Raw genomic sequence first — 12,781 nt, 5'->3', positions numbered from 1 at the left:
GTGTCCCTGATCGCTTCTGACCACTTCCGCATCGTTGTCGGCCTCGGCAAGAGCGGCATGTCCCTGGTTCGCTTCCTGGCGAACCGGGGCGTGTCCTTTGCCGTGGCTGATACGCGGGAGAATCCGCCTGAGCTGGCCACGCTGCGGCGTGACTATCCCCAGGTGGACGTGCGTTGTGGCGAGCTGGACGTCGAATTCCTGTGCCGCGCCGATGAGCTCTACGTGAGCCCTGGCCTGGCCTTGGCGACTCCGGCCCTGCAAGCGGCGGCGGCCCGTGGTGTAAAACTGTCCGGTGACATCGAGCTGTTCGCCCGTAACGCCAAGGCACCGATCATCGCCATCAGCGGCTCCAATGCGAAAAGCACCGTCACCACCCTGGTAGGCGAGATGGCGGCGGCCGCCGGCAAGCGGGTCGCGGTGGGTGGCAACCTCGGTACTCCGGCGCTGGACCTGCTCAGTGACGACGTCGAGCTGTACGTGATGGAACTGTCGAGCTTCCAGCTCGAAACCACCGATCAATTGGGCGCCGAAGTGGCGACCGTGCTCAACGTCAGCGAAGACCACATGGACCGCTACAGCGGCCTGCCGGCTTATCACCTGGCCAAGCACCGGATCTTCCGTGGCGCGCGGCAAGTGGTGTTCAACCGTCAGGACGCGTTGACCCGTCCGCTGCTGGGCGAGGGCCTGCCATGCTGGTCCTTCGGCCTGGGCGTTCCGGATTTCAAAGGCTTCGGGCTGCGCGAAGAGAATGGCGAGAAATACCTGGCCTTCGAATTCCAGAACCTGATGCCGGTACGCGAGCTGAAGATCCGTGGTGCCCACAACCAGGCCAATGCCCTGGCCGCTTTGGCCCTGGGGCATGCGGTCGGCCTGCCGTTCGACGCCATGCTCTCGGCCCTGCGCACGTTTGCCGGTCTCGAACACCGCTGCCAGTGGGTTCGCGACCTCGATGGCGTGGCCTGGTACAACGATTCCAAAGCCACCAACGTCGGTGCCGCCCTGGCGGCCATCGAAGGCTTGGGGGCGGACATCGAAGGCAAACTGGTGCTGATCGCCGGTGGCGACGGCAAGGGTGCCGACTTCAAGGACCTGCGTGATCCGGTGGCGGCCAACTGCCGTGCCGTGGTGCTGATGGGCCGCGACCGCGAATTGATCGCCCAGGCGCTTGGCGACGCCGTGCCGCTGGTTCGCGTCGGTTCGCTGGATGAGGCGGTGCAGCAATGCCGCGCCCTCGCTCAACCGGGCGATGCGGTCCTGTTGTCGCCGGCCTGCGCCAGTTTCGACATGTTCAAGAACTATGAAGAGCGCGGGCAGCTGTTCGCCCGGGCCGCGGAGGACTTGGCATGAGCCTGATGAACATCATCAAGCCGTACCCGTCGCCGCTGATCACCGGGCGTGGCATCGACCTGGATTTCCCGATGCTTGCCGGTTGCCTGGCATTGCTTGGCCTGGGCCTGGTGATGATCACGTCCGCCTCGTCGGAAGTGGCGGCCGTGCAGTCGGGTAACACGCTTTATCACATGATCCGCCACCTGATTTACCTGGTGATCGGCTTGGGCGCGTGCATCGTCACCATGATGGTGCCGATCGCCACCTGGCAGCGCCTGGGCTGGCTGATGCTGCTCGGCGCCTTTGGCCTGTTGGTGATGGTGCTGGTGCCAGGCATTGGCCGCGAGGTCAACGGTTCGATGCGTTGGATCGGTTTCAGTTTCTTCAACGTACAGCCTTCGGAGATCGCCAAGGTTTTTGTGGTGATCTACCTTGCCGGTTACCTGGTGCGCCGGCAGAAAGAAGTGCGCGAAAGCTGGATGGGCTTCTTCAAGCCGTTCATCGTGTTGCTGCCGATGGCAGGCCTGCTGCTGATGGAGCCGGACTTCGGGGCCACGGTGGTGATGATGGGCGCGGCGGCGGCGATGCTGTTCCTCGGTGGCGTCGGCCTGTTCCGTTTCACCCTGATGGTGGCGCTGGCGGTTGGCGCGGTGACGGTGCTGGTGCAGGCGCAACCTTATCGGATGGCGCGTCTGATCACCTTTACCGACCCGTGGGCCGACCAGTTCGGCTCTGGCTATCAATTGACCCAGGCACTGATCGCCTTCGGTCGTGGCGAATGGCTGGGCGTAGGCCTGGGCAACAGCGTGCAGAAGCAGTTCTACCTGCCCGAGGCCCACACCGACTTCGTGTTCTCGGTCCTGGCCGAAGAACTGGGTGTCGTGGGCTCGTTGTGCACCGTTGCCCTGTTCGTATTTGTCTGCGTGCGCGGGATGTACATCGGTTTGTGGGCCGAGAAGGCCAAGCAGTTTTTTGCCGCCTACGTGGCGTATGGCCTGTCGTTCCTGTGGATCGGTCAGTTCCTGATCAACATCGGTGTGAACGTCGGCCTGTTGCCGACCAAAGGCCTGACGCTGCCATTCCTCAGTTATGGCGGCAGCTCTCTGGTGATCTGCTGTGCCTGTCTCGGCTTGTTGTTGCGCATCGAGTGGGAGAGTCGAACCCATCTGGGCAGCGAAGAGATGGAGTTCCAAGAGAGCGACTTCGCCGAGGAGCCGACTCATGGGCGCTAACGTGCTGATCATGGCGGGCGGTACCGGTGGGCATGTGTTCCCGGCGCTGGCCTGTGCCCGGGAGTTCCAGGCGCGCGGTTACACCGTGCACTGGCTGGGTACGCCACGGGGTATCGAGAACGAATTGGTGCCGGGTGCGGGCCTTGAGCTGCACCGGATCGACGCCAGTGGCCTGCGGGGCAAGGGCAAATTGTCGTTGCTCAAGGCGCCGCTGATGCTGCTCAAGTCGGTCTGGCAGGCGCGGGCGATCATCCGCCGCTTGCAGCCGGTATGCGTGGTGGGGTTTGGCGGTTATGTGACAGGTCCTGGCGGTGTTGCGGCGAAATTGGCCGGTGTGCCGGTGATCGTTCACGAACAAAACGCCGTGGCCGGTACCGCCAATCGGTTACTGGTGCCGTTGGCCGCCCGGGTCTGTGAAGCCTTTCCCGACACCTTTACCCTGTCGGGCAGCCGTCGCACCACCGGTAATCCGGTGCGTACCGAGCTGTTCCTCGATACACCGCGCCCGGCCCTGGCCGGACGCAAGGCGCGCTTACTGATCCTGGGCGGAAGCCTGGGGGCAGAGCCGTTGAACAAATTGCTGCCTGAAGCCTTGTCGCAGGTCGCCCCCGAACTGCGACCGGAAGTGTTCCATCAGGCCGGCAAAAATCACGATGAAGTGACCGCCGAGCGCTATCGCGCCGCAGGCGTCGAGGCGCAGGTGCAGCCTTTCATCAAAGACATGGCCCAAGCCTATGGCTGGGCCGACCTGGTGGTTTGCCGCGCAGGCGCGCTGACCATCAGCGAACTGGCTGCCGCCGGTCTGCCCTCGATGCTGGTGCCTTTGCCCCACGCCATCGACGATCACCAGACCCGCAATGCCGATTATTTGGCCCGTGAAGGCGCTGCCTTCCTGATGCCGCAAAGAACGACTGGCGCCGCGGATCTTGCCGCCCGCCTGACAGAGGTTTTGATGCAGCCGCAACGACTTGAAGACATGGCCCGTGCCGCCCGCCGCCTGGCCAAACCCGATGCTACGGCCCAAGTGGTCGATACCTGCCTGGAGGTGGCCCATGGTTGAGAATCGCAAAGCCATGCCGCAACCGGAAATGCGCCGTATCCGCCGCATCCACTTCGTCGGTATCGGCGGCGTGGGCATGTGCGGGATTGCCGAAGTGCTGCTGAACCTGGGTTACCAGGTTTCCGGTTCCGACCTGAAGGCCTCTCCGGTCACCGAGCGCCTGGAGTCCTTTGGCGCCCAGATCTTTATCGGGCACCGCGCCGAGAACGCCGCCAATGCCGACGTGCTGGTGGTCTCCAGTGCCGTGAACACCTCCAACCCGGAAGTCGCCACCGCCCTGGAACGCCGCATTCCCGTGGTGCCTCGGGCTGAGATGCTGGCCGAGCTGATGCGCTATCGCCACGGCATCGCCGTCGCCGGTACTCACGGCAAGACCACCACTACCAGCCTGATCGCTTCGGTGTTCGCTGCCGGCGGCCTGGATCCGACCTTCGTGATCGGTGGGCGCCTGAACGCCGCGGGCACCAATGCCCAGCTGGGTACCAGCCGCTACCTGATCGCCGAAGCCGACGAGAGCGACGCCAGTTTCCTGCACCTGCAACCGCTGGTGGCCGTGGTCACCAACATCGATGCCGATCACATGGCGACCTATGACGGCGACTTCAACAAGTTGAAGAAAACCTTCGTCGAGTTCCTGCACAACCTGCCGTTCTATGGTTTGGCGGTGGTGTGCCTGGACGACCCGGTGGTACGTGAAATCCTGCCGCTGATCAAACGTCCGACCGTGACCTACGGTTTTGGCGAAGAAGCCGACGTGCGCGCCATCAACGTGCGCCAGCAGGGTATGCAGACGTTCTTCACCGTGTTGCGCCCGGACCGTGAGCCACTGGATGTGTCGGTGAACATGCCGGGTAACCACAACGTGCTCAACTCCCTGGCCACCATTTGCATCGCCACTGACGAAGGCGTCAGCGATGAAGCTATCGTTCAGGGCCTGTCCGGGTTCCAGGGCGTGGGCCGACGTTTCCAGGTCTACGGCGAACTGCCGGTGGACGGCGGCAACGTGATGCTGGTGGACGATTACGGCCACCACCCGACCGAAGTCGCGGCGGTGATCAAGGCCGTGCGCGGTGGCTGGCCGGAGCGTCGCCTGGTGATGGTCTACCAACCACACCGCTACAGCCGCACCCGCGACCTGTATGACGATTTCGTCCAAGTGTTGGCCGATGCCAACGTGTTGCTGTTGATGGAAGTCTATCCGGCCGGTGAAGAGCCGATTCCCGGCGCCGACAGCCGTCAGCTGTGCCACAGCATTCGCCAGCGCGGCCAGCTGGACCCGATCTACATCGAGCGCGGCGTGGACCTCGCGCCGCTGGTCAAGCCGCTGCTGCGCGCTGGCGACATCCTGCTGTGCCAGGGTGCCGGTGACATCGGTGGCCTGGCCCCGAAACTGTTGAAAAGTCCGTTATTCGCCGGGGCAATCGTGGCTTCCAGCGAGGGGAAACTGAAATGACTGCTGCCTACGCCAACCTGGTCTCGACCCTTGAGCCGAAAGCCTTCGGCCGCGTTGCCGTATTGTTCGGCGGCAAGAGCGCCGAGCGCGAGGTATCCCTCAAGTCCGGCAATGCTGTGCTGCAAGCCCTGCAAAGCGCCGGTGTCGACGCTTTCGGCATCGACGTGGGCGACGACTTCCTTCAGCGTCTGCTGAACGAGAAGATCGACCGCGCGTTCATCATCCTTCATGGCCGTGGCGGTGAAGACGGCAGCATGCAAGGCTTGCTCGAGTGCCTGGGCATTCCCTACACCGGCAGCGGCATCCTGGCTTCCGCCCTGGCGATGGACAAGCTGCGCACCAAGCAGGTCTGGCACAGCCTCGGCATTCCGACGCCGCGTCACGCCGTGCTCGCAAGCGAGGCCGATTGTATTTCGGCGGCCACGGAACTGGGCTTCCCTTTGATCGTCAAACCGGCCCATGAAGGTTCAAGTATTGGCATGGCGAAAGTGACTTCGCTGCCTGAGTTGACCGCGGCATGGAAAGACGCCAGTTCCTACGATTCGCAAGTGTTGGTCGAGCAGTGGATCACAGGTCCCGAGTTCACCATCGCCACCCTGCGTGACCAGGTGTTGCCACCGATTGCGCTGGGCACCCCGCATACGTTCTACGACTACGACGCCAAGTACGTCGCCAACGATACCCAGTACCGCATTCCCTGCGGGCTGGACGCCGCCAAGGAAAAACAACTGATGGACCTCACGGCCAAGGCCTGTGAGGCGCTGGGTATTGCCGGTTGGGGGAGGGCGGACGTGATGCAGGACGCCGATGGGCAGTTCTGGTTCCTGGAAGTCAACACCGCGCCCGGCATGACCGATCACAGCCTGGTACCGATGGCGGCCCGTGCCGCCGGCCTGGATTTCCAGCAACTGGTGCTGTCGATCCTGGCTGCCAGTGTCGGCAATCAAGAGTCAAGAGGTTAAGCCATGCAAGGCGCATCGCTTCGTCATCAGCCATCCGCACCCGGTCGCAAGCCGGTGCCGCGGGGTGCCAGCCGAATGGTGGCCAAGGAGCCGATGTCGGCGCGTCTGCCGAAAGCCAATTTTGGCTTTCTCAAGAGCCTGTTCTGGCCGGTGCTGCTGGTGGTGTTGGGGTTCGGTACGTATGAAGGTGCCCAGCGGTTGCTGCCTTACGCCGACCGGCCGATTGCCCGGATCAACGTCCAGGGTGACCTGAGCTACATCAGCCAGCAGGCGGTGCAGCAGCGGATCGCCCCGTTCGTGGCCTCGAGCTTTTTCACCATCGACCTGGCGGGCATGCGCACGGAGCTGGAGCAGATGCCCTGGATCGCTCACGCAGAAGTCCGTCGGGTATGGCCTGACCAGATTTCCATTCGCCTGGAAGAACAACTGCCGGTGGCCCGCTGGGGCGACGAATCGCTGTTGAACAACCAGGGCCAGGCGTTTACGCCGCGAGAACTGGCCAACTATGAACATTTGCCACAACTGTTCGGCCCACAGCGGGCCCAGCAGCAAGTGATGCAGCAGTACCAGGTGTTGAGTCAGATGTTGCGGCCACTGGGCTTCTCCATCGCGCGCCTGGAATTGCGTGAGCGCGGCAGCTGGTTTCTGACCACTGGCGCGGGCAGCTCGGGCCCGGGCATCGAGCTGCTGCTCGGTCGCGGCAACCTGGTGGAAAAGATGCGCCGCTTCATCGCCATCTATGACAAGACGCTTAAAGAACAGATTACGAACATTGCGCGCATCGATCTGCGCTACGCCAACGGCCTCGCTGTTGGCTGGCGGGAACCTGTAGCGCCGACGACGGCCGCACCCGCCGTCGCGAAGAATTAAGAAGAGGCAGGACCATGGCAAACGTGCAAAGCGGAAAAATGATCGTCGGTCTGGATATCGGCACTTCCAAGGTGGTAGCGCTGGTAGGCGAGGTCGCGGACGACGGCACGCTGGTCATCGTCGGGATCGGTACTCATCCGTCCCGTGGCTTGAAAAAAGGCGTGGTGGTGAACATCGAGTCCACCGTGCAATCGATCCAGCGCGCCATCGAAGAGGCGCAGCTGATGGCCGGTTGCCGGATCCACTCGGCGTTCGTTGGCGTGGCGGGCAATCACATCCGCAGCCTGAACTCCCACGGCATCGTGGCGATCCGTGATCGCGAAGTCAGCTCCGCCGACCTCGAGCGCGTACTCGACGCGGCCCAGGCCGTGGCGATCCCGGCCGACCAGCGGGTGCTGCACACCCTGCCGCAGGATTATGTGATCGATAACCAGGAAGGCGTGCGTGAACCCCTGGGCATGTCCGGCGTCCGCCTGGAAGCCAAGGTCCACGTGGTCACCTGTGCAGTGAATGCCGCGCAGAACATCGAGAAATGCGTGCGCCGCTGCGGCCTGGAAATCGACGACATCATCCTCGAGCAACTGGCCTCGGCCTACTCGGTGCTGACCGACGACGAGAAGGAGCTGGGCGTGTGCCTGGTGGACATCGGCGGCGGTACCACCGACATCGCGATCTTCACCGAGGGCGCCATTCGTCATACGGCGGTGATCCCGATTGCCGGTGACCAGGTGACCAACGACATCGCCATGGCCCTGCGCACGCCGACCCAGTACGCCGAGGAAATCAAGATCCGCTACGCCTGCGCCCTGGCGAAACTGGCCGGTGCCGGTGAAACCATCAAGGTGCCAAGCGTTGGCGACCGTCCACCGCGCGAGCTGTCCCGCCAGGCCCTGGCCGAAGTGGTCGAGCCGCGTTACGACGAGCTGTTCACGCTGATCCAGGCCGAACTGCGCCGCAGCGGCTACGAAGACCTGATCCCGGCCGGCATCGTGCTGACCGGCGGTACGTCGAAGATGGAAGGTGCGGTGGAACTGGCCGAAGAGATTTTCCACATGCCGGTACGCCTGGGCGTGCCCCATGGCGTCAAGGGCCTGGATGACGTGGTCCGCAACCCGATTTATTCCACCGGCGTGGGCCTGTTGATGTACGGCCTGCAGAAGCAGTCCGACGGAATTTCGTTCTCAGGGATAGGCAGCCGCGACAGCTACAGCAGCGACGAGCCGAAGGCTCCGCTGTTCGAGCGGCTCCAGGCCTGGGTCAAAGGCAACTTCTAACACCGGTTTAAAGCTTCAAGCGCCAAGCCCAGCTTGGCGCCGGAAGACGCAACAAACGCAGTAGGCGAAAAAACTAGAGAATGAAAGGAGAGGGAAAATGTTCGAACTCGTAGACAACATCCCCGCTAGCCCGGTTATTAAAGTAATCGGTGTCGGCGGTGGCGGCGGCAACGCTGTCAACCACATGGTCAAGAGCAACATTGAAGGCGTTGAATTCATCTGCGCCAACACTGATGCCCAGGCGCTGAAATCCATCGGCGCGCGGACCATCCTGCAATTGGGCACTGGCGTAACCAAAGGCCTGGGCGCCGGCGCCAACCCTGAAGTCGGTCGTCAGGCCGCTCTCGAAGACCGTGAGCGCATTGCTGAAGTCCTGCAAGGCACCAACATGGTGTTCATCACCACGGGCATGGGCGGCGGTACCGGTACCGGTGCGGCGCCAATCATTGCCGAAGTGGCCAAGGAAATGGGGATCCTCACCGTTGCGGTGGTGACTCGTCCGTTCCCTTTCGAAGGCCGCAAGCGTATGCAGATCGCCGACGAAGGTATCCGTCTGCTGTCTGAAAGCGTCGACTCGTTGATCACCATTCCTAACGAGAAGCTGCTGACTATCCTCGGTAAAGACGCAAGCCTCTTGTCGGCTTTCGCCAAGGCCGATGACGTACTGGCCGGTGCCGTTCGCGGTATCTCCGACATCATCAAGCGTCCGGGCATGATCAACGTCGACTTTGCCGACGTACGGACTGTCATGAGCGAAATGGGCATGGCGATGATGGGCACTGGCTGCGCCAGCGGTCCGAACCGTGCACGCGAGGCCACCGAAGCGGCCATTCGCAACCCGTTGCTCGAAGACGTGAACCTGCAAGGTGCACGCGGCATCCTGGTGAACATCACCGCCGGTCCTGACCTGTCCCTGGGTGAGTACTCCGACGTGGGTAGCATCATCGAAGCCTTCGCTTCCGAGCACGCGATGGTCAAGGTCGGTACCGTTATCGATCCGGACATGCGCGACGAGTTGCACGTCACCGTGGTTGCCACCGGTCTGGGCGCGAAAATCGAGAAGCCTGTGAAGGTCATCGACAATACCGTTCACACCTCCATGGCTTCGCAACCGCAACAACAAGTGTCCTCCCGTCAGGAAGCGCCTGCGGTGAACTACCGTGATCTGGACCGTCCGACCGTCATGCGCAACCAGGCCCAGGCCGGTACTGCGACTGCCGCGAAGATGAATCCGCAAGACGATCTGGATTACCTGGACATCCCGGCATTCCTGCGTCGTCAGGCCGATTGATGAAATGTATCAGGGGGATACGGGTGATTGGTGTTCAGCAAAGGTCTGGTCTGCTATCATCGCCAGCCTTTGTTGATACCAGTTCGCAATTTGCGCTGAAGCGGCCCATGCCATGATTAAACAACGCACCCTGAAGAATATTATCCGTGCCACAGGTGTCGGCCTGCACTCCGGCGAGAAGGTCTACCTGACCCTCAAGCCAGCACCTGTCGATACCGGCATCGTGTTTTGTCGTGCCGACCTCGACCCTGTGGTGCAGATTCCTGCTCGCGCGGAAAACGTTGGTGAAACCACTATGTCGACCACATTGGTCAACGGTGACACCAAAGTGGACACGGTGGAGCATTTGCTCTCGGCCATGGCTGGCCTGGGCATCGATAACGCCTACGTCGAGCTCTCCGCGTCCGAAGTACCGATCATGGATGGCAGTGCCGGACCCTTCGTATTCCTGATTCAGTCGGCTGGCCTGGAAGAGCAGGACGCCGCCAAGAAGTTCATCCGCATCCTGCGGGAAGTGACAGTGGAAGATGGCGACAAGCGCGCCACTTTCGTCCCTTTCGAAGGTTTCAAGGTGAGCTTCGAGATCGATTTCGATCACCCGGTTTTCCGTGACCGCACCCAGAGTGCAAGCGTGGATTTTTCCAGCACTTCGTTCGTAAAAGAAGTCAGCCGCGCCCGCACCTTTGGTTTCATGAGTGATATCGAGTACCTGCGCAAGCACAACCTCGCACTCGGCGGCAGTGTTGAAAATGCGATCGTGGTCGATTCCGATGGTGTGTTGAACGAAGACGGCCTTCGTTATGAAGACGAATTCGTCAAGCACAAGATCCTCGATGCAATCGGCGACCTCTACCTGCTGGGCAATAGCCTGATTGGTGAGTTCAGGGGCTTCAAGTCCGGCCACGCATTGAACAACCAGCTGCTGCGCAAGTTGATTGAGCAGAAAGATGCTTGGGAAGTCGTGACGTTCGAAGACGCCAGCACCGCACCAATCTCTTACATGCGCCCTGTTGCGGCTGTGTAAGCAAAAAACCTCTCTAGTTTTTAAAGGCTGCCTTTGGGTGGCCTTTTTTTATGGCTGTTTTCTGGGGCGTCTGTGGCGATAGGGGTAATGCTGTTTTTTGGGTTGGTTGGGGTACATATCCGTTGCTGCGGTAACGGCTGCTTATGGTTCCGCCCTTACGGCGGCTCACTTTTGAGAAGCGCAAAAGTAAGCAAAACGCTTTATGCCCCACCACTCGGTGCCTCGCCTAGGCTCGGCATGCCCGAACGCAGGCATTGCTCCGTGGGCCCGCCGCGAAGGGCCATCCATGGCCCAGCGCGGCTATCCCGGCATCCATGCCGGGATGCCCACTGCGCAATACCTGCGTTCGGCCATCGTGGTTAACGGGGCGCCGAGATCAACGTCCGCCGCGAGGCGGCCTGACAGCCGGCCTGGCTCTTGCGGGCGGTGTACACCAATCAGAGCTGTTTGAGCAGGACCTGTGGGAGCGGGCTTGCTTGCGAAAGCGGCGGGTCAGTTTGCGGTGATGTTGGACCGCCAGTGGCCGTTACTGCAGCAATGGGTGTACACACCTACCCAAATCGGTCGAATAGCCACAGGGAGGGGGCATTACATCGCACAAACCACGCGATTACGCCCACTGGCCTTAGCCTGGTACAGCGCCTTGTCAGCGGCAAACATGAGTTGTTCGAGTTCGCCATACGGCCCTTGGGCCCAAGTGGCGATGCCGATGCTGACCGTCATGGGATCATCACCGTCGAGAGCGGGTGGCAATTGCTCCACTGCTTCGCGAATGTTCTGGGCCATGGTAAAGGCTCCGGCGGTGGTGGTTTCCGGCAGTACCACCGAGAACTCCTCACCGCCGTAGCGCGCTGCCAGGTCGGCTGGTCGGCGAACGTGCCTGCTGATCAACTGCGCCAGGGTTCGCAAGGCCTCGTCACCGCCTTGGTGGCCATGACGATCGTTGAACGCCTTGAAGTGGTCGGCATCAATCATCATGACCGACAGCGGCTGGCCTGAGCGCTGGGCCCGTAGCCATTCCTGTTGCAGCTTTTCGTCCAAAGTCCGGCGGTTGGCCAGGCCTGTCAACGAGTCGACGGCCGCCCTTTGGGCCAGTTCCCGCTCAGCGGCGTGGCGGCGCCTCAGTTCGCGGCGCAGCAGCCAAGTGAGCCAGAGCAAGCCGATGCACAGCGCGCCGGTAGCGCCGCTGACCAGTAGCGCCGTACGTTGCCATGAAGCAAAAACGTCCTGGGCCGAGAGCGCGACCACGACAATCAACGGCAAGTCGCCCACCTGGGAAAAGGTGTACAGGCGCGGCTTCTGGTCCTGACCGGACACGCTGGTGAAGCTACCGTTGCCTTCGCGCAGGATGCGCACGAAATTCGGCCGGTTACTGAAATCCTTGCCTGTCAGGTCTTCGGCCAAGGGCGGTTCTTGCGCCAATAGAATACCGTCTCGGCTGACCAGATTGACTGTACCGCCATGACCGATGTTCAGACTCTTGAACAACTGATTGAAGTAGTTCAGACGCATCGCCGCCTCGGCCACACCCATGAACTCACCCCGTTCATCGCTCAAGCGATAGCTGAAACTGATGCGCCAGTCCTGCGCGTGACTCCTTGACCGAAACGGGCGGCTGATCATCATGCCCGGGCTCGGGTCCTGGACATGGGACTTGAAATACTCCCGGTCGGCGTAGTTACCCTTTCGAGGCTCAATCGAGGCGGAATCGGCGACCACATCACCGTGCTTGTCGAGCAGCAGGATGTCGCCTTTATAGGGGGCGGCGGTGGCGCGGTCGAAGAGGGCGAGGTGGCGAATTGTCGGCGAAACGTCCTTCAGGTCGTCGCGTTGGGCGGCGGCGACCAGGCCTTGTAGCGACAGATCGTAGAGCTCCACGTTGCGCAGCACGTCGGCATCAATCAGTTGCACGATATTGGTCGCTGCGCGTGTCGCGGCCTGTTGGGCGGCGGCGTGTTCGCGGATCAGCAGAAAGGTCACGATGCTCAGGATGGCAATGACCACCAACGAACTGGCCAGTACGAGTACCCGTTCCGAACGTATCGAAAATGGGGTGTTGCCGGGGGTCGCACTGCTCGCGCTCATGGTTCCGATTTCTGCATTTGTCATGTGGCGGGGATCCGTCCCAAAGGGTTGCATAACCGGCAATGCACCAGATGCTGGCCTTTTGCTGATTGTGCTTGGATCGGTGAGAGCGGGCAATCAGTGTTCGCGCAATAACGCGTATGAGCTGTTGAGGGCGGCGATCTTTTTATTTTGCTTCATTTGGCTTTCGCCCAGCATTCA

Annotated in this window: 10 protein-coding genes; 9 read left to right on the top strand and 1 reads right to left on the bottom strand. The window is 61.7% G+C overall.

What is annotated here, in order from left to right:
* From murD to lpxC, 9 genes are all read left to right on the top strand, one after another.
* On the top strand, positions 1–1,347 hold the full coding sequence (gene murD / locus EPZ47_RS24505; RefSeq protein WP_135847088.1) for a UDP-N-acetylmuramoyl-L-alanine--D-glutamate ligase: 1,347 nt from the start codon (positions 1–3) through the stop codon (positions 1,345–1,347).
* Positions 1,344–2,561 (top strand): putative lipid II flippase FtsW, encoded by a 1,218-nt coding sequence (ftsW, locus tag EPZ47_RS24500; RefSeq protein WP_122567006.1) that lies wholly within the window; start codon positions 1,344–1,346, stop codon positions 2,559–2,561. Before murD ends, ftsW begins: the two co-directional genes overlap by 4 nt.
* Entirely contained in the window at positions 2,551–3,621 is a 1,071-nt protein-coding gene (gene murG, locus EPZ47_RS24495; RefSeq protein ID WP_135847087.1) for an undecaprenyldiphospho-muramoylpentapeptide beta-N-acetylglucosaminyltransferase, read from the top strand. The genes ftsW and murG overlap by 11 nt, the downstream gene beginning before the upstream one ends.
* On the top strand, positions 3,614–5,074 hold the full coding sequence (gene murC / locus EPZ47_RS24490; protein WP_135847086.1) for a UDP-N-acetylmuramate--L-alanine ligase: 1,461 nt from the start codon (positions 3,614–3,616) through the stop codon (positions 5,072–5,074). The genes murG and murC overlap by 8 nt, the downstream gene beginning before the upstream one ends.
* A complete protein-coding gene (locus tag EPZ47_RS24485) occupies positions 5,071–6,036 on the top strand; it encodes a D-alanine--D-alanine ligase (protein ID WP_135847085.1) in 966 nt (321 codons plus the stop codon). Before murC ends, EPZ47_RS24485 begins: the two co-directional genes overlap by 4 nt.
* Positions 6,037–6,039: 3 nt before the next feature.
* Positions 6,040–6,906: a cell division protein FtsQ/DivIB gene (locus EPZ47_RS24480; RefSeq protein ID WP_135847084.1), complete on the top strand. Its 867-nt coding sequence runs from the start codon at positions 6,040–6,042 to the stop codon at positions 6,904–6,906.
* Between the two features lie 14 nt (positions 6,907–6,920).
* Entirely contained in the window at positions 6,921–8,180 is a 1,260-nt protein-coding gene (ftsA, locus tag EPZ47_RS24475; RefSeq protein ID WP_003205342.1) for a cell division protein FtsA, read from the top strand.
* A 97-nt stretch (positions 8,181–8,277) separates the two neighbouring features.
* Positions 8,278–9,471: a cell division protein FtsZ gene (gene ftsZ, locus EPZ47_RS24470; protein WP_135847083.1), complete on the top strand. Its 1,194-nt coding sequence runs from the start codon at positions 8,278–8,280 to the stop codon at positions 9,469–9,471.
* A gap of 112 nt (positions 9,472–9,583) precedes the next feature.
* Complete coding sequence (lpxC, locus tag EPZ47_RS24465) at positions 9,584–10,495, top strand: UDP-3-O-acyl-N-acetylglucosamine deacetylase (RefSeq protein WP_135847082.1); 912 nt, start codon at positions 9,584–9,586, stop codon at positions 10,493–10,495.
* A gap of 588 nt (positions 10,496–11,083) precedes the next feature.
* Here lpxC and EPZ47_RS24460 read toward each other — a convergent pair.
* The gene (locus EPZ47_RS24460) at positions 11,084–12,580 is read right to left on the bottom strand and encodes a sensor domain-containing diguanylate cyclase (protein ID WP_135847081.1); all 1,497 of its coding nucleotides are present in this window, start codon (positions 12,578–12,580) and stop codon (positions 11,084–11,086) included.
* Between the last annotated feature and the right edge of the window lie 201 nt (positions 12,581–12,781).

It is taken from the genome of Pseudomonas viciae, assembly GCF_004786035.1.
GTDB classification, from domain to species: domain Bacteria; phylum Pseudomonadota; class Gammaproteobacteria; order Pseudomonadales; family Pseudomonadaceae; genus Aquipseudomonas; species Aquipseudomonas viciae.
Note: the sequence above shows the minus strand (reverse complement) of the source record. Positions and strands in the feature narration are given on the sequence as shown.